General features: G+C 66.7%; 18 protein-coding genes. 11 read left to right on the top strand and 7 right to left on the bottom strand.

Translation table 11 applies throughout. From position 1 onward, the window contains the following. Positions 1-15: 15 nt before the first annotated feature. The gene (locus B7D75_RS23950; RefSeq protein ID WP_034000367.1) at positions 16-1299 is read right to left on the bottom strand and encodes a uracil-xanthine permease family protein; all 1284 of its coding nucleotides are present in this window, start codon (positions 1297-1299) and stop codon (positions 16-18) included. Positions 1300-1301: 2 nt separating this feature from the next. Next, a complete protein-coding gene (upp, locus tag B7D75_RS23945; RefSeq protein WP_012077374.1) occupies positions 1302-1940 on the bottom strand; it encodes a uracil phosphoribosyltransferase in 639 nt (212 codons plus the stop codon). Positions 1941-2107: 167 nt separating this feature from the next. On the opposite strand from upp, the gene B7D75_RS23940 reads away from it, so the two are divergent. The 5 genes from B7D75_RS23940 to B7D75_RS23920 all read left to right on the top strand — a co-directional run bounded on the left by B7D75_RS23940 (position 2108) and on the right by B7D75_RS23920 (position 4732). Beyond that, positions 2108-2665 (top strand): hypoxanthine-guanine phosphoribosyltransferase, encoded by a 558-nt coding sequence (locus B7D75_RS23940; RefSeq protein WP_003094967.1) that lies wholly within the window; start codon positions 2108-2110, stop codon positions 2663-2665. Between the two features lies 1 nt (position 2666). Then, positions 2667-3140: a WbuC family cupin fold metalloprotein gene (locus tag B7D75_RS23935; protein WP_003149939.1), complete on the top strand. Its 474-nt coding sequence runs from the start codon at positions 2667-2669 to the stop codon at positions 3138-3140. Between the two features lie 67 nt (positions 3141-3207). After that, positions 3208-3693 carry a hypothetical protein gene (locus B7D75_RS23930; RefSeq protein ID WP_003149941.1) on the top strand — a complete coding sequence of 162 codons (486 nt, stop codon included), beginning with the start codon at positions 3208-3210 and terminating at the stop codon, positions 3691-3693. 82 nt (positions 3694-3775) lie between these two features. Continuing rightward, complete coding sequence (locus B7D75_RS23925; RefSeq protein WP_003149943.1) at positions 3776-4066, top strand: PA4642 family protein; 291 nt, start codon at positions 3776-3778, stop codon at positions 4064-4066. Between the two features lie 252 nt (positions 4067-4318). Next, a complete protein-coding gene (locus B7D75_RS23920; RefSeq protein ID WP_003149945.1) occupies positions 4319-4732 on the top strand; it encodes a VOC family protein in 414 nt (137 codons plus the stop codon). Between the two features lie 50 nt (positions 4733-4782). On the opposite strand, the gene mqo is transcribed toward B7D75_RS23920, so the two are convergent. Continuing rightward, complete coding sequence (gene mqo / locus B7D75_RS23915) at positions 4783-6306, bottom strand: malate dehydrogenase (quinone) (protein WP_003149947.1); 1524 nt, start codon at positions 6304-6306, stop codon at positions 4783-4785. An 838-nt stretch (positions 6307-7144) separates the two neighbouring features. Between mqo and B7D75_RS23910 the strand changes: the two genes are divergently transcribed. Then, entirely contained in the window at positions 7145-7732 is a 588-nt protein-coding gene (locus tag B7D75_RS23910; protein WP_003149950.1) for a YajG family lipoprotein, read from the top strand. Positions 7733-7788: 56 nt separating this feature from the next. Here the strand turns inward: B7D75_RS23910 and B7D75_RS30045 are convergent, their stop codons facing one another. After that, positions 7789-7995, bottom strand: coding sequence for a hypothetical protein (locus B7D75_RS30045; protein ID WP_003149952.1), 207 nt, complete (start codon positions 7993-7995; stop codon positions 7789-7791). Between the two features lie 280 nt (positions 7996-8275). Between B7D75_RS30045 and B7D75_RS23900 the strand changes: the two genes are divergently transcribed. Continuing rightward, positions 8276-8563, top strand: a complete 288-nt coding sequence (locus tag B7D75_RS23900) for a hypothetical protein (protein WP_107114487.1) — start codon at positions 8276-8278, stop codon at positions 8561-8563. 151 nt (positions 8564-8714) lie between these two features. Here the strand turns inward: B7D75_RS23900 and B7D75_RS23895 are convergent, their stop codons facing one another. Next, positions 8715-9875 (bottom strand): 1-acyl-sn-glycerol-3-phosphate acyltransferase, encoded by a 1161-nt coding sequence (locus tag B7D75_RS23895; RefSeq protein WP_003149956.1) that lies wholly within the window; start codon positions 9873-9875, stop codon positions 8715-8717. 97 nt (positions 9876-9972) lie between these two features. On the opposite strand from B7D75_RS23895, the gene B7D75_RS23890 reads away from it, so the two are divergent. Both B7D75_RS23890 and B7D75_RS23885 read left to right on the top strand, forming a co-directional pair. After that, positions 9973-10155: a CPXCG motif-containing cysteine-rich protein gene (locus tag B7D75_RS23890; RefSeq protein WP_003149958.1), complete on the top strand. Its 183-nt coding sequence runs from the start codon at positions 9973-9975 to the stop codon at positions 10153-10155. After that, positions 10155-10418, top strand: a complete 264-nt coding sequence (locus tag B7D75_RS23885) for a putative signal transducing protein (protein WP_003094943.1) — start codon at positions 10155-10157, stop codon at positions 10416-10418. Before B7D75_RS23890 ends, B7D75_RS23885 begins: the two co-directional genes overlap by 1 nt. Before the next feature lie 12 nt (positions 10419-10430). On the opposite strand, the gene B7D75_RS23880 is transcribed toward B7D75_RS23885, so the two are convergent. Continuing rightward, positions 10431-11135 (bottom strand): MgtC/SapB family protein, encoded by a 705-nt coding sequence (locus B7D75_RS23880; protein WP_003149962.1) that lies wholly within the window; start codon positions 11133-11135, stop codon positions 10431-10433. A gap of 427 nt (positions 11136-11562) precedes the next feature. Between B7D75_RS23880 and B7D75_RS23875 the strand changes: the two genes are divergently transcribed. Then, positions 11563-12177, top strand: a complete 615-nt coding sequence (locus B7D75_RS23875; RefSeq protein WP_003149964.1) for an SOS response-associated peptidase — start codon at positions 11563-11565, stop codon at positions 12175-12177. Position 12178: 1 nt separating this feature from the next. Here B7D75_RS23875 and B7D75_RS23870 read toward each other — a convergent pair whose 3' ends face one another. Continuing rightward, on the bottom strand, positions 12179-14317 hold the full coding sequence (locus tag B7D75_RS23870; protein WP_034079910.1) for a methyl-accepting chemotaxis protein: 2139 nt from the start codon (positions 14315-14317) through the stop codon (positions 12179-12181). A gap of 162 nt (positions 14318-14479) precedes the next feature. Here B7D75_RS23870 and B7D75_RS23865 point away from each other — a divergent pair, with 162 nt between their 5' ends. Then, positions 14480-15301: a M48 family metallopeptidase gene (locus tag B7D75_RS23865; protein ID WP_012077365.1), complete on the top strand. Its 822-nt coding sequence runs from the start codon at positions 14480-14482 to the stop codon at positions 15299-15301. The last annotated feature ends 18 nt before the right edge of the window (positions 15302-15319 follow it).

Genomic DNA, 15319 nt, shown 5'->3' with positions numbered 1-15319 from the left:
TTCCGTCCGTTGATTTCAGTGCGAATCCTTGTGTTGTTCGTCGAGCGCCTTGTTCTGCCAGCCGTCGTTGCCCGGCAATAGCAGGTTGAGGACGATGGCGACGATGGCGCACAGGGCGATGCCCTTCAGGCCGATGTCGTCGGGACCGGTACCGCTGCCGATCAGCACGCCGCCGATGCCGAACACCAGGGTCACCGAGACGATCACCAGGTTGCGCGCTTCCGAGAGGTCGACCTTGTGCCGGATCAGGGTGTTCATGCCGACCGAGGCGATGGTGCCGAACAGCAGGCAGAGGATACCGCCCATCACCGGTACCGGGATGCTCTGCAGGATCGCGCCGAACTTGCCGACGAAGGCCAGGGTGATGGCGATCAGCGCCGCCCAGGTCATGATCTTCGGGTTGTAGTTCTTGGTCAGCATCACCGCGCCGGTGACTTCCGCGTAGGTGGTGTTGGGCGGTCCGCCGAACAGGCCGGCGGCCGAGGTGGCCAGGCCGTCGCCGAGCAGGGTGCGGTGCAGGCCGGGCTTCTTCAGGTAGTCCTGGCCGGTGACGCCGCCCACCGCGATGACCCCGCCGATATGCTCGATGGCCGGCGCCAGGGCGACCGGGACGATGAACAGGATCGCCTGCCAGTTGAATTCCGGCGCGGTGAATTTCGGCAGCTCCAGCCAGGGCGCGGCGACGATGGCGGCGGTATCGACCACGCCGAAGACGAACGACAGGGCGAAGCCGACCAGCACGCCGGCGATGATCGGCACCAGGCGGAAGATGCCCTTGCCGAACACCGCCACCACCAGGGTGGTGAGCAGCGCCGGCATCGAGATCATCATCGCGGTGCGATACGGCAGCAACTCGCTGCCGTCGCCGGCCTTGCCCATCGCCATGTTCGCGGCGATCGGCGCCATCGCCAGGCCGATCGAGATGATCACCGGGCCGATCACCACCGGCGGCAGCAGTCTATCGATGAAACCGGTGCCCTTGATCTTCACCGCCAGGCCCATGAAGGTGTAGACGAAGCCGGCGGCGACCACTCCGCCCATGGTCGCGGCCAGGCCGAACTGGCCCTTGGCGAGAATGATCGGGGTGATGAAGGCGAAGCTGGAGGCGAGGAACACCGGTACCTGGCGCCCGGTCACCAGTTGGAACAACAAGGTGCCGAGACCTGCGGTGAACAGCGCCACGTTGGGATCCAGACCGGTGATCAGCGGCATCAGCACCAGCGCGCCGAAGGCGACGAAGAGCATCTGCGCGCCGGACAGCACCTGGCGCCAGAGCGGCTCCTGGAAGGCATCGCCCATGTTCAGGCTTCCTTCTGCTTGGTACCGAAGATCTTGTCGCCGGCGTCGCCGAGGCCCGGGATGATGTAGCCGTTCTCGTCGAGTTTCTCGTCGATCGAAGCGGTATAGATGATCACGTCGGGATGCGCCTGGCGCACCGCCTCGATGCCTTCGGGCGCGGCGACCAGCACCATGGCGCGGATCTCCTTGCTGCCGGCTTTCTTCAGCAGGTCGATGGTGGCGACCATCGAGCCGCCGGTGGCGAGCATCGGGTCGATGATCAGCGAGCGGCGCTCGGCGATGTCCGGCGCCAGCTTCTCCAGGTAGGTGCGCGCTTCTAGGGTCTCTTCGTTGCGGGCGACGCCGACCGCGCTGACCTTGGCACCGGGAACCAGGCTGAGCACGCCGTCGAGCATGCCGATGCCGGCGCGCAGGATCGGTACCACGGTGATCTTCTTCCCGGAGATCTTCTCCACTGTCACCGGGCCGGCCCAGCCCGGAATCTCGTACTGCTCCAGGGGCAGGTCCTTGGTCGCCTCGTAGGTCAGCAGGGCGCCGACTTCCTGGGCCAGTTCGCGGAAGTTCTTGGTGCTGATATCGGCACGGCGCATCAGGCCCAGTTTGTGGCGGATGAGGGGGTGGCGGATCTCATGTACGGGCATGGGCGACGGTCTCCAACGGGGGCGGGCAAAAAAATTGCGCTAGCGTAATGCATTCCGCACAGTCTGGACCATTATTCTGATTCGCACTCGACCGCCGGGGGTTGCCCGATGGCGACCGGATGAGTACCTTTGCCGACTTTTTCTCAGCCCAGCCAGGGAGAAGCACCATGTCCGTCGATCTCGCGCACATCCGCCAAGTCATGGCGGAAGCCGACTGCCTGTTCAACAACGACGAGGTCGAGGCAGCCATCGGTCGCGTCGCCGAGGCGATCAACCGCGATCTCGGCGAGACCAACCCGGTGGTCTTCTGCGTGATGAACGGCGGCCTGATCTTCTCCGGCAAGCTGCTCCCGCTGCTGGACTTCCCCCTTGAGCTGTCCTACCTGCATGCGACCCGTTACCGCAACGAGACCTCCGGCGGCGAACTGTTCTGGAAGGCCAAGCCGGAAATCTCTTTCATCGACCGTGACGTGCTGATCATCGACGACATTCTCGACGAAGGGCACACCCTCTCGGCGATCATCGACTTCTGCAAGCATGCCGGCGCCCGCGCGGTGCACACCGCGGTACTGGTGGACAAGGAGCACGAGCGCAAGGCGCGTCCCGACCTCAAGGCCAGCTTCACCGGCCTCTACTGCGCCGACCGCTACGTGTTCGGCTACGGCATGGACTACAAGGGCTACTGGCGCAACGCCGCGGGCATCTTCGCGGTCAAGGGGCTCTGAGATGAGCGGCCCGCGCTACCTCGACCAGCAGCTGTTCGCCGAGCTGGCTGTCGCCGCGGGCAATGCGCCGCGCGGCCGCCAGCACCACAACTTCCATCATATGGAAGAGCCCTGCCATCGCATGGCCGTAGGGCTCCAGCCGCACACCTACATTCCGCCGCACCGGCACCTGGATGCCGGCAAGGCCGAGGCGCTGATCGTACTCAAGGGTCGCCTCGGCCTGCTGCTGTTCGCCGAGGACGGTCAGGTCCTCGACAAGCGCGAGTTGAGCGCCGCTGGCGACTGCCCTGGTGTCGACCTGCCGCCGGGTGTGTTCCACGCCCTGGTAGTGCTGGAGCCGGACAGCATCCTGTTCGAATGCAAGGCCGGCCCTTACCGGCCGCTCGGCGAGGGTGAGTTCGCCAGTTGGGCGCCCGCCGAGGGCAGCGCCGATGCGCCGGCCTACCGGGACTGGATGCGCGCCCAGTTCCCCTGAGCGCTTGGCGTCGGCGGCGGGGCGGCAGCCATGCTAGAGTGCCGGCTCGCCCTGTCCGGAGGTCCCGATGTTCGCCCGTAGCCTGTGCGGCTCCCTGCTCCTGTTCGTCAGCCTGGCCGGCCTGGCCGCCGAGAACCCTCCGATGCACGCGCGCTTCCTGCCGCCCGACGATGGCCAGTCGCGCCAGGAGGCGCCGGAGCAGCAGCAACTGATCCAGATCACCGAGTACAGCGTGGTGCTGGGCAACCAGCGGCAGTCCAACCAGCAGCCGATCCCGATCACCACGCCGACCCTGCTGCGCCTGAAGGGCAAGCCGCTGAGCAAGGGTGCGACCCTGGCGCAGGTGCTGATCCAGTTCGACAGCGAAGGCAAGAGCCTGAAGAAGCCTGTCTACGATCCCCGGACCCGCACCCTCACGCTCAACTATCCGCTGGCGCAGTACCCGGCGTTGCTCGACCTGCTGCGCAACCAGACGGTCTATTGCCAATTCCTCGCCTACCCCAACGGGCATGTCTGGGCCGACCTGCACACCGGCACGGTACGCGCGCGTTGAGCCGCGCCGCGCGCCGGGAGTAAACTGCCTGGCCTTATCCCGCGCCGGGCGAGCCCGGCCCCAGAGCCGTTGAGAGAGAGCGATGCGCAAAGACAAGAAGCAGATCATTGGCGAAGAGATCAGTGACGAGTCGATCAAGCTGTTCCTCGGCGTCGAGCCGGCCGACGACACGCCGCCTTCGTTGCACAAGCTGGTCAAGGCCTACCGCGGCCTGCGCATCGATGACTTCGAGCGTTTCCTCACCTTCTTCCGCGAGGCCGGCTACGATCTCGACGCGCGCGACGCCAAGGGCAACGACTTCATCGCGCTGATCGCCGACCAGCGCCAGGCCGAGCCCTACATCGAGGCCGTGAAGACGGCCCGCGGCGCCTGAGTCCTCGCGCTTTCCGCAGCCCGCCCTGCGGCGGGCTTCCTGTCGGTGCGCCGCGGCCGCCGTCTCGTTGGTCCAGCCACGGATAACGCGGGGCGCATTCGCACTGCGCGTCGGCGGCTGGCGCGCCTGACCCGGAGTAGGGCGGTTGGCCGCGATGCGCTTATCCGCCGTTTCGGAGGGTTGGCGGCGTTAGTCCTACAGGTCGTGCCGGGGTTTCTACACTCAAGTGAAAAACCGCCTGTCGAGGTCGCCATGTACGTCCAGCCCTATGTCTGCTTCAACGGCCGTTGCGAAGAGGCCTTGCGTTTCTACGAACACGCCATCGGCGCCAGGGTCAGCTTCCTGTTCCGCTTCGACGAGGCGCCCGGTCCGGTGGTGGTGCCGGAAGGCTGGTGCGACAAGGTGATGCACGCCAACCTGCAGATCGGCGACAGCCAGATCATGGCTTCCGACGGATACGGTCCGGCCTTGCAAGCGATCTCGGGAATCTCCCTTTCGCTCAACACCCGCGACCCGCAACAGGCGCGGCGCTGCTACGACGCATTGCTGGAGGACGGTGGGCGGGTCGAGCTGGAACTGGGCAAGACTTTCTGGTCGCCCTGTTTCGGCACCCTGGTCGACCGCTTCGGGGTGTCCTGGATGATCAATTGCGAAGCCGGAGCCTGAGTCGCCCATGAAAAAGCCGCCCGGAGGCGGCTTTTTCAGCGACGTTCTGCTTACCCGGCGTTGACCGGAGCCTGCACGTCGTTCTTCGCGGTCAGCTCCAGCACTTCGCTGCTGTGGGCGCTGACGCGGCGGTACAGCTCGGCGTCGTTCTCCAGCTCCTTCTCGCGGGCCGGGAAGATTTCCTTCAGCTTGGCGCTCCACTCCGGCGAGCGGGCCTGTTCCGGGAAGCAGCGCTCGATCAGGCCGAGCATGATCGAGACGGTCACCGAAGCGCCCGGCGAGGCGCCCAGCAGGGCGGCGATGGAGCCGTCGTGGGCGGCCACCAGTTCGGTGCCGAACTGCAGGATGCCGCCTTTCTTCGGATCCTTCTTGATGATCTGCACGCGCTGGCCGGCGACTTCCAGGCGCCAGTCCTCGGCCCTGGCTTCCGGGTAGAACTTGCGCAGGGCCTCCAGGCGCTGCTCCGGCGACTGCATGACCTGGCCGATCAGGTAGCGGGTCAGGTCCATGTTGTCGCGGGCCACCGAGAGCATCGGCAGGATGTTGCCCGGGCGTACCGATAGCGGCAGGTCGAGGAACGAGCCATGGCGCAGGAACTTGGTGGAGAAGCCGGCATAGGGTCCGAACAGCAGGGATTTCTTGCCATCCACCACGCGGGTGTCCAGGTGCGGCACGGACATCGGCGGCGAGCCGACCTCGGCCTGGCTGTAGACCTTGGCCTGGTGCTGCCTGACGATCTCCGGGTTGTCGCAGCGCAGCCACTGGCCGCTCACCGGGAAGCCGCCGAAGCCCTTGCCTTCCGGGATGCCGGAGAGTTGCAGGAGCGGCAAGGCGCCGCCGCCGGCGCCGAGGAAGACGAAGCGCGCCTGGATCTCGCGGTCGCCGCCGTTGCGGGTGTCCTTGACGGTGACCCGCCAGCCGTTGTCGGCGCGACGCAGGTGGGTGACCTTCTGGTTGTAGCGGATCTGCGCGCCCGGCTGCTGGGCCAGGTGCTGCAGCAACTGGTTGGTCAGGGCGCCGAAGTTGACGTCGGTACCGCCTTCGACGCGGGTCGCGGCGATCGCTTCGTCGGCCGGGCGGCCCGGCATCATCAGCGGCATCCACTCGGCGAGGGTGGCCTTGTCCTCGGAGTAGACCATGGTCTCGAAGGCGTGGTGCTTCGTCAGCGACTCGAAGCGCTTCTTCAGGTAGGCGATGCCGTCGCTGCCACGGACGAAGCTCAGGTGCGGCACCGGATTGATGAAGCCCTTCGGCGAGCCGAAGGTGCCCTTGGCGACCAGGTGCGACCAGAACTGCTTGGACACCTCGAACATGGTGTTGATGCCCACGGCCTTCTTGATATCGATGCTGCCGTCGGCCGATTGCGGGGTGTAGTTCAGCTCGCACAGCCCGGCGTGGCCGGTGCCCGCGTTGTTCCACGGATTGGAGCTCTCGATGGCGCCGGACTCCTGGAGCTCGACGACTTCCATCTTCAGGTTGGGGTCGAGTTCCTTGAGCAGGACCGCCAGGGTCGCGCTCATGATGCCGGCGCCTACCAGCAGCATGTCGACTGTTTCGTGATCGTTTTGCGCCATTAACGCTTCTCCAAAATCTTCAGCACCAAATTGACGACAGACGGGGCGGGGCCGAGGCCGGTACGGGCCGGCAGGCAGCGGCGGAAGGAGCCGTCATGTCCGATTCTTCGCAACAGCGGCGCGACGCCGGGCGTCATCGCCTGTGGATGCCGGGGCGGGGCTGGCGATCTGGCCGCCTGGCCGGTTCATGCGGGCATCCGGTCGTGCAAGCACATTCGCGACGGAACGGGCCGTCAGGCTCTGGTCATGAGGTATCCGCTGCGGTCGCGTCTGCGGGAGGCTGTTTCAAGCGCTAATGGTGCACTTACCGACGCAAAACTCTTCATTGCTCGCCACACTCTCGTGAAGTAGTGAAATACCTTCGATCCATGCTCTTTTGGAGGCATGGGCCGGAAGGGCTCGTCTGTCGCGGGCATGCCTTCGCAGAATGGTGCGGGGTCATGCGGCACTCCTTGCCGAAAAACTCGCTACAGGCGTTTCAGGGCGTCTGCCTCTTGCGGCAGCGCTCTAATGGCGGCTCTCTGTGGGGGATGGCGCGGGCCGGGACCCGATCAGGAGGCGTCCTTATAATCGGGGGGCGATTATAACGGTGAAAAACGAAAAATACCCCGCTCCTTAGACTTTTTTCCCATTCCCGGTCACGAAGTGCCCGCCGGCGAAAGCCCCCTGGGACAATCCGCCGCGCCGCCTCGGCCAAACGCCGCGCCCGCGTGCCCTGCGTCGCCCGGCACAGGCGAGGAACCACGCCCTCGTGGCGGACGTCCAAGGCAATGCTGCGGCGCCTTCGCGGCGCCGTTATACTGCCGGCCATTCGTGCCCAACCCATGGAGAGATGAGCATGCTGCATCGCCTGTTGCTCAGCCTGATGACCGCAAGCGCGCTGGTTCTCGGCGGCTGCGCCCTGAGCCCGCAACAACTGGACCCGCAACCGGTCCTGAAAGGACCGCTGACCGCCGTCGGCCATGGCCAGCCGGTGGTGGTCAAGGTGGTCGATGGTCGGCCCGGCCCGTCCCTCGGCACCCGCGGCGGCCTCTACGCCGACACCAGCACCCTGACCGTGCGCAGCGAGGACGTGGTGCCCAAGCTCCAGACCCAGGCCGAGACCGCCGTGCGCCTGCTCGGCTATACGCCGTCGGCCAACGCCTACAACGCGCCGCAACTGACCCTGACGCTGGCCGAGCTGAAGTACCAGTCGCCCAAGGACGGCGTCTATGTCACCCAGGCCGACATCACCGCGACCTTCCGCGCCGACGTGCAGAACAGCGGCCGCCGCTACACCGGTCGCTATGGCGCCTCGCTGAATCAGCGCTTCGGCATGGCGCCGAACCAGGCGACCAACAGCAAGCTGGTCAGCGACGTGCTCAGCGATGCCCTGACCCGGGTGTTCAAGGATCCGACCATCGGCCAGACCCTCGGCCAGCAGTGAGCTGACGCTGACGAAAAAGCCCGGCGCATGCCGGGCTTTTTTCATCGCGAGAGAGGTCAGGCGGCCTGGTGGAACGGATCCGGCTCGCTGACGCCGATGCGTTCGTCGGTCTCGGGCAGGTCGAGGTGTTCATGGCCGCAGGCAGTGCAATACACCAGCCAGCGGTCGTCCTGGACGTTGAAGGAGAGGTCGACGATGACGGCCTCGATTTCGTCCAGATGGTCGATCAGGTAGTTATGTTCGTGGGGAGCGGTTTCCAGCATGACGACTCTCCTGTGTTGTCATTCGCCTGGCGGGGTGCGTGACCGGAAAAGCACTTTCAGACTAGCTGGTCACTATGACGAAGCCGCGATGTTTTTAGATCCATTGCTGCTAACCGCTGCGCTTCGTCGCGCCAGGACGGCTGCCGCTGGCCGGCCGCCATGCATCCTGGATAGAATCCGGGCATTCCTTTCCCGCCGTTGCGACGGCCCGTCCTGTCATCAGCTCACCCATGGCGTTGTTCGATAGCCCCGGCGTGTTGTCCTGTTGTGGAGGTTATCGATGTCCTTGCAAGCCTTGTGGGCGCTGTTCCTCACCCATCCCGCCCAGGCCGTGAACGGCCTCGCGCTGTTCTTCGGGGTCGCCGGCGCCTGGTTGCTGCTCGCCACACGCGTGCGCGAGCGCCGTGCCCTGGCGCGCTGGGCCGCGGAGGGCGAGGCGGACCTGGACGACGAGGCCGCGCTGCCGGTGGACGAGGCGACCCTGCGGATCAATCGCTTCTTCTACCGCTTCGGCGCTACCTGCCTGGGTCTGGCACTGCTGGTCAGCTGGGCCAGCACGCGGTTCTGAAAGGCCCTGCCTGGTCGATCCGAACCGCACGCTTGCATGGGCTGGTACCGGTAGATATCGGCGGGTAACGCCGATGGCGTTATTCGCCCGGCGCATGCTGCCGCGAAGCCGTGGCCCGATGAAAAAGCCCGGCATCGCCGGGCTTTCAATTTCAGGACTGTCGCTTGATCCGGTACTGGTTGAGCACCGGGTTGGCGTATTGCAGCACCAGCCAGGGACGCTGTTCGGGTGGGCACTGTTCCAGGCGGCGGCCCCATTCCTTGCGCGCCTTCTCCAGCTCCTCGGCGCCGAACAGAGTCTCCGCCTTGGGCACGGCCAGGCTCGGGTCCTGGTGCTCGCTCATCTCGTAGGCCAGGTAGTGCACCGGGAACAGACGGTAGTTGCCGAGGATCTGCCGGTCCAGTTCGGCGGCCAGTTGCTTGGCGTCGCTGAACTCGCCTTGCAGTTCGGCGCCGAAATTGATGTGCACGCGGCCCTTGTAGCCGGTGATGCCCAGGGCGATGCTGGCGTCGTCCTCGCCCGGAGCCTTGCGATACTCGCCGGTGCTGGCGCGGGTGTGCAGTTCGCGGGCCTTGGCCTGGTCGCAGGGGTCGTATTCGTAGCTGATCGACACCGGGATGAAATGCAGGGCGCGCACCATTTCGGCGAAGGGTTCGTCCTTGCGGCTCATGTGGAACATCTTGAGGATCGCCGAGTCGGTACGGTCGTCGCCGTCCTTGGCCCGGCCCTCGGCCTGGGCGATCCACACCGACTGGCGGTCCTCGCGGATCGAGTGATTGATGTAGGCGGAGAGCGTCTGGTAGGCGGCGAGCTTCTCGCGGCGGCCGCTCAGCGAACGGTGCACGATGAAGCTCTTGTTCAGGCGCATCAGGTCGCTGACGAAGGATTTCTGCAGCAGGTTGTCGCCGATGGCGATGCGCGGGGTCGGCAGGCCGGCGTGGTATACCGCGTAGTTGACGAAGGCCGGGTCCATCACGATGTCGCGGTGGTTGGCGATGAACAGGTAGGCGCAGCCGGCCTGGAGGCGGTTGACCCCGGAGTAGGTGACGCCGTCGGTGGCCTTCTCGATGGTATGGTCGACGTAGGGTTCGAACTTGTCCTGCAGCGTGGCGACGCTGCGGATGCCGGTGACCTCGCGGGCCAGGCGATGGGCTATAAGAGGTTTGAGCAGCCAACCGAAGGGACCGGCCAGGCGCGGGAAGCGGTAGCGGACCAGGGCGCCGAGGAAGGCGTCGTCGCTCAGGAGGCGTTGCAATACCGCGGGGACTTCGGCGTCACTGTAGGGTCGGATGGCTTCGAACTCGCCCATCATGCTTTCTGGTTCCATATGGATGCTGCGAAGGCCGTCCCAGGGGGCGGCCGAAATTTGAACCGCGCGATTATAAACGGAACTCATGGGGGGTGCAGCGATGCTCGAAAGCCAGGCCTACAGCTGCCCTTACTGCGGGGAACCGGCCGAGGCGCTGCTCGACCTGAGCGCCGGCGACCAGCAGTACTACGAGGACTGCCCGGTGTGCTGCCGGCCGATCCTGTTCGACCTGCGCACCGATGGGCAGGACTGGTCACTCGAGGTTCACCGGGAGGACGACTGATGCAGCGCGTATACGAACCGGCCGACCTGCTGGAGGCCGAGATGCTGGTGGGAATGCTCGCCAGCGAAGGGATCGCCGCCCATGTCAGCGGCCGCCACCTGGTCGGCGCCATCGGCGAACTGCCTCCCGGCGGGCTGCTGGCGCTGCTGGTGGCCGACGAGCAGACGGAGCGGGCGCGGGAGCTGATCCTCGCCTACAACGCTGCTGCCCCGCTGGCCGAGGAGCCGCCGGAGCCCTGTGGCCCCGGCAGCCTGTTGTGCTGAGGCGGCGGCCGCTCAGTCGGCCGCCAGTTCGAAGACCTGCCAGCGCACCGAGCTGACGCCCTTCTCCAGGCTTACCCGGCTGACCAGGCGTTCCAGCTGCGCCGGGGCTTCCGGGGTGCCGAGCAGTTCGGCGCGGACTTCCAGCTTGGCCGGGTTGTCCAGGTCCTCGCTGTGCAGCGATTGCAGGCGCAGGCCGCTGCTGCCCAGGCTGTGCAGCATCAGGCTGCGGACCTGGATCTCGTCCTCGGCGCGGCAGACGATCTGTACCTCGTAGCGCTGCTCGGCTTCGCTGGCCGGCACCACGTCCTGGCGATTCAGGCGCTGGGCGATATCGCGCAGCAGGATGTTGGCGCAGAGCACCACCAGGCTGCCGAGGCTGGCCTCCAGCAGCAGGCCCATGCTGCACAGCACGCCGATGGCGGCGGTGCACCAGAGGGTGGCGGCGGTGTTCAGGCCGCGCACGTTGAGGCCGTCGCGCATGATCACGCCGCCGCCGAGGAAACCGATCCCGGAGACCACGTAGGCGGCGATCCGCGAGGCGTCGCCGGCCAGGCCGGGCACGCCCTGGGTCATCAGCACGAACAGGCAGGCGCCGGTGCTGACCAGCGCGTTGGTGCGCAGGCCGGTGAGGCGCTGGCGCAGCTGGCGTTCGGCGCCGATCAGGGCGCCCAGGACCAGCGCGACCGCGACGCGCAGGAGAAATACTTTCCAATCCATCATGTTCCACCTCGTTGCCGGCCGACGGCCGGGGCTGGCGCGAGCCGTCGGCGCGCGCGGTCAAAAGGGCGATGGATTGCGCAGGTGCGTGGCTTCCCGGCGCGGCGGCGCGAAGGGAAGGGTCACGATGGGAAAATGGGGATGCGTCATCCCGTGCGGGATGCGGATCGCCACTGTCCGCCATGTCCGGCGAGCAGTGGCAGAGGGTTCTGCTGGACTAGCTCGCCGGAGGGACCTGTCGCAATCGACTGGGGCTGTTGTCCAATGCAGGACTCCTGTGTGGGTTGCGGAATGCGGGCGGGGACGTTAAGCCCGGAGGATAGGCGCGTCAAGTGAAGATTGGGTTTCATTCAGCTTTCGTTCGGCAAGGCCGGCGCGGCGCTTCGGGTTACACTGTGCGGCTTTCCTTCACCAGGCGGTGGCAAGCATGAGTGGTCGTTACGCGCTGTTCCGCTGGAATCCCGCGCTGGCGGCGCTGCCGGGGTTCCCGGCGGACTGGCGGGCGCAGTGGAACATTTCTCCGGCGAACCAGGTGCTGATGGTTCGCGCGGAGGGCGGCGCGCGCCGCGCCGACCTGGCGCGCTGGGGGCTGACCCCGGCCTGGCTCACCGACCTGTCGCGAACGCCCAGCCACGCGCGGGCGGAAACCCTTGCCGAGCAGCCGATGTTCCGCGAGGCGTTCCTGCGACGCCGTTGCCTGCTGCCGGCCAACGGTTTCTATGAATGGCGCGGGGTGCGCAAGCGCCCCTACTGGGTCTCCACCGGCGAGCGCCTGCTGTTCTTCGCCGGGATCTGGGAAGCCTATCCGGTGCAGGGACAGACCTGGCTCAGCGTGGCCCAGGTGTCCCAGGCGGCCGCCGAGTTCCGCCGGCCGCTGCTGCTCGACGAGGCCGAACAGGACACCTGGCTGGCCCCGGACACGCCGCTGCCGGCGCTGATCAGCCTGCTCGCCAAGCCGCAAGCGAACCTGCGCAGCGTGGCCCTGGCCGGCTTCGTCAACCAGCCGGAAGCCGACGGGCCGGAGTGCCTGACCCCGGCCTGAGCTACACCTTGAACTGATTCACCAGCCGCCGCTGCTGCTCGGCCAGCCGGGTCAGCTCGGCGCTGGCCTGGGATGCCTCGTCGGCGCCGCCGGCGACCTGGTTGGCGACCTGGCCGATGTTGCTGACGTTGCGGTTGATGTCCTCGGCGACCGCGCTCTGCTCCTCGGCGGCGCTGGCGATCTGGGTGTTCATGTCGTTGATCACCGACACCGCCTGGGTGATCGACTCCAGCGCCTCGGCCGCCTGGCGCGCATGACGCACGCTGTCGTCGGTACGGTCCTGGCTGTCCTGCATGACCTTCACCACGTCGCGGGTGCCCTGCTGCAATTGCTGGATCATGCTCTGGATCTCTTCCGTGGCCTGCTGGGTCTTCTGCGCCAGGTTGCGCACCTCGTCGGCCACCACCGCGAAGCCGCGCCCCTGCTCGCCGGCGCGGGCGGCCTCGATGGCGGCGTTGAGGGCGAGCAGGTTGGTCTGCTCGGCGATGCCGCGGATCGCCACCAGGATCGCGTTGATGTTCTCGCTGTCCTTGGCCAGGTTCTGCACCACCCCGACCGCGCGGCCGATCTCGCCGGCCAGGGCCTGGATCGCCGCCGAGCTGCTCTCGACGATCTGCTTGCCCTGGTGCGCGGCCTGGTCGGCGTGGTTGGCCGCCTCGGCGGCGTGGGTGGCGTTGCGCGCCACGTCCTGGGCGGTGGCGGTCATCTCGTGGACTGCGGTGGCCACCAGCTCGATTTCCGCCAGTTGCTGCTGGACCCCCTGGTTGGTGCGGATGGCGATGTCGGCGGTGTGTTCCGAGGAGTCGCTGACCTTCTGCACCGACTGCACCACCTGGCCGATCATGTTCTGCAGCTTGCCGAGGAAGGTATTGAAGCCATTGGCGATGGAGCCCAGCTCGTCGGCGCGCTCGCTGCTCAGGCGGCGGGTCAGGTCGCCTTCGCCCTGGGCGATGTCGTCGAGCATGCCGACCAGCTGGCGCAGCGGCCGGGCGATGCCGTAGCCGACCAGCCATACCACCAGCAGGCCGAGGGCCGCCACCACCAGGCCGGCCAGGCTCATGCCGAGGATGTCCTGCTGGCGCTGGCTGCTCAGGTCGGCCTGCAACTGTTGCAGTTCGCCGAACACCGCGGTCTGGGGAATCTGCAGCATCAGGGTCCAGCGCACGCCGGTGTCGGCGATGGTGAAGGGCAGGAACAGCTCGATGTGGCCATGTTCGGCGTCGACGTCGTAGAGCGGCTGGTCGAGCGAGAGATTCTTCAGATTATCCACTTCGTTGCTGTCGAGAACGCTGCTCACCGGCTCGCCGAGCTTGCCGTCGTCGCGGGTATAGGCCACCAGCCGGCCGTTGCTGGCGATCAGCGCCATTTCCCCGGCGCCGTCGTAGAGTTGCTGGTCGGCGCGCTTGAGCAGGTCCTGGATGAAGGCCAGCGAGAGATCGGCGCCGACCGCGCCGCGGAACTGGTCGCCGACCATGATCGGCACGTTGAACGACGACATCATCACCGTCTTGCCGCCCATCTCGTAGGGGGCTGGGTCGACGATGCAGGGCCGCTTCCGCTCCTTCGGACAGGCGTAGAACTCGTTCTCGCGCACGCCGGTGGGCAGCAGCTTCTCGCTGTCTATGGTGTCGACCATCGACTCGACGATCGGCTGGCCGTCGGCGCCACGGTACCACCAGGGCAGGTAGCGGCCGTCCGGGGCGTAGCCCTTGCCGGTCTGGCCGGCGAAGGCGGCGTCGCTGCCGAAGGCGTCCGGCTCCCAGGCCATGAAGGTGTCGAGCAGCTTGGGATTGTTCTGCACGGTGCTGCGCAGCAGCGCGGAAATCTCGTCGCGGCTGGCGTTCAGCTGCGGCATGCCGTCGGTGCCCGGCTCGCCGAGCAGGCGGGTACTGTTGGCCAGGCCATGCACCACTGTCAGCGGATATTCCAGCTCGCGCTGGATCTGGCTGACCTGGGCGCGCGCCAGCGCCACCAGGCGCTCGTTGATGACCTTTTCCAACAGGCCCTGGGTGCGCTGCTGCACCAGCTCCTGGGTGCGCGCGCCGGCGAACAGGGCGTACAGCACCAGCACCACGACGACGCTTAGAACGCTGGCGCCGGCGAGGGCGGCGACAGAAAACTGGATCGACTTGAGCTTCATGATGGGACTTCCGACCCTTGTTGGAATTGTCTCAGGGAGGGTTATCGGCAGGAGCCCGGAAAATCCTTAATCGGCGCTCCCGGGTTTCCGCTCCAGCGGCTGTTGCCGCCGTGCGAGCCGGGGCCTACCATGCGCTCCGGCCTTCAGAGGAGAACAAGGACCATGGCTCATCCCTTCCGATTCGCCACCCTCGCCGGCGCGCTGCTGCTCGCCGGTTGCCAGGCAGTGAACACCACCAGTGGCGGCGCCGTCGGCGTCGACCGCAAGCAATACATGTTCAGCATGCTGTCCAGCCAGGAAGTCGACCAGATGTACGCCCAGTCGTACCAGAAGACCCTCGGCGAGGCGAAGAGCGCCGGCGTGCTCGACACCAGCAGCGCCGACGCGCGGCGGGTCAAGGCGATCGCCCAGCGGCTGATCCCGCAGACCGCCGCCTTCCGCCCGGACGCGACCGGCTGGAACTGGGAAGTCAACGTGGTGAAGAGCGACGAGCTCAACGCCAACTGCGGCCCCGGCGGCAAGATCATTTTCTACACCGGCCTGATCGACAAGCTGAAGCTCACCGACGACGAGATCGCCGCGGTGATGGGCCACGAGATCGCCCACGCCCTGCGCGAGCATGGCCGCGAAGCCATGTCCAAGGCCTACGGCGTACAGCTGGCGAGCCAGATCGGCGCCCTCGCCGGGCTCGGCCAGGAAAGCCTGCAACTGGCCAATACCGGGGTCGAATACCTGATGACCCTGCCCAACAGCCGGGCCAACGAGAACGAAGCCGACCTGATCGGCCTCGAACTGGCCGCCCGCGCCGGCTACAACCCGGAAGCGGCGATCAGCCTCTGGCAGAAGATGGGCAAGGCCAGCGGCGGCGCCGGCCAGCCGGAGTTCACCAGCACCCACCCCTCCGACAGCTCGCGGATGGCCAACCTCCAGGCCGCGATTCCCAAGGTGATGCCGCTCTACCAGCAGGCCAGGCGCGGCAAGTGAGGCCAGGCGCGCGCGGTC

It is taken from the genome of Pseudomonas paraeruginosa (assembly GCF_003025345.2).
In the GTDB taxonomy this organism is placed as follows: domain Bacteria; phylum Pseudomonadota; class Gammaproteobacteria; order Pseudomonadales; family Pseudomonadaceae; genus Pseudomonas; species Pseudomonas paraeruginosa.
Note: the sequence above shows the minus strand (reverse complement) of the source record. Positions and strands in the feature narration are given on the sequence as shown.

Bases quoted from the DNA above. Each gene is read 5' to 3' on its own strand.
- B7D75_RS23950 (WP_034000367.1), bottom strand. From the start codon at position 1,299: ATGGGCGATGCCTTCCAGGAGCCGCTCTGGCGCCAGGTGCTGTCCGGC.
- upp (WP_012077374.1), bottom strand. From the start codon at position 1,940: ATGCCCGTACATGAGATCCGCCACCCCCTCATCCGCCACAAACTGGGC.
- B7D75_RS23940 (WP_003094967.1), top strand. From the start codon at position 2,108: ATGTCCGTCGATCTCGCGCACATCCGCCAAGTCATGGCGGAAGCCGAC.
- B7D75_RS23935 (WP_003149939.1), top strand. From the start codon at position 2,667: ATGAGCGGCCCGCGCTACCTCGACCAGCAGCTGTTCGCCGAGCTGGCT.
- B7D75_RS23930 (WP_003149941.1), top strand. From the start codon at position 3,208: ATGTTCGCCCGTAGCCTGTGCGGCTCCCTGCTCCTGTTCGTCAGCCTG.
- B7D75_RS23925 (WP_003149943.1), top strand. From the start codon at position 3,776: ATGCGCAAAGACAAGAAGCAGATCATTGGCGAAGAGATCAGTGACGAG.
- B7D75_RS23920 (WP_003149945.1), top strand. From the start codon at position 4,319: ATGTACGTCCAGCCCTATGTCTGCTTCAACGGCCGTTGCGAAGAGGCC.
- mqo (WP_003149947.1), bottom strand. From the start codon at position 6,306: ATGGCGCAAAACGATCACGAAACAGTCGACATGCTGCTGGTAGGCGCC.
- B7D75_RS23910 (WP_003149950.1), top strand. From the start codon at position 7,145: ATGCTGCATCGCCTGTTGCTCAGCCTGATGACCGCAAGCGCGCTGGTT.
- B7D75_RS30045 (WP_003149952.1), bottom strand. From the start codon at position 7,995: ATGCTGGAAACCGCTCCCCACGAACATAACTACCTGATCGACCATCTG.
- B7D75_RS23900 (WP_107114487.1), top strand. From the start codon at position 8,276: ATGTCCTTGCAAGCCTTGTGGGCGCTGTTCCTCACCCATCCCGCCCAG.
- B7D75_RS23895 (WP_003149956.1), bottom strand. From the start codon at position 9,875: ATGATGGGCGAGTTCGAAGCCATCCGACCCTACAGTGACGCCGAAGTC.
- B7D75_RS23890 (WP_003149958.1), top strand. From the start codon at position 9,973: ATGCTCGAAAGCCAGGCCTACAGCTGCCCTTACTGCGGGGAACCGGCC.
- B7D75_RS23885 (WP_003094943.1), top strand. From the start codon at position 10,155: ATGCAGCGCGTATACGAACCGGCCGACCTGCTGGAGGCCGAGATGCTG.
- B7D75_RS23880 (WP_003149962.1), bottom strand. From the start codon at position 11,135: ATGGATTGGAAAGTATTTCTCCTGCGCGTCGCGGTCGCGCTGGTCCTG.
- B7D75_RS23875 (WP_003149964.1), top strand. From the start codon at position 11,563: ATGAGTGGTCGTTACGCGCTGTTCCGCTGGAATCCCGCGCTGGCGGCG.
- B7D75_RS23870 (WP_034079910.1), bottom strand. From the start codon at position 14,317: ATGAAGCTCAAGTCGATCCAGTTTTCTGTCGCCGCCCTCGCCGGCGCC.
- B7D75_RS23865 (WP_012077365.1), top strand. From the start codon at position 14,480: ATGGCTCATCCCTTCCGATTCGCCACCCTCGCCGGCGCGCTGCTGCTC.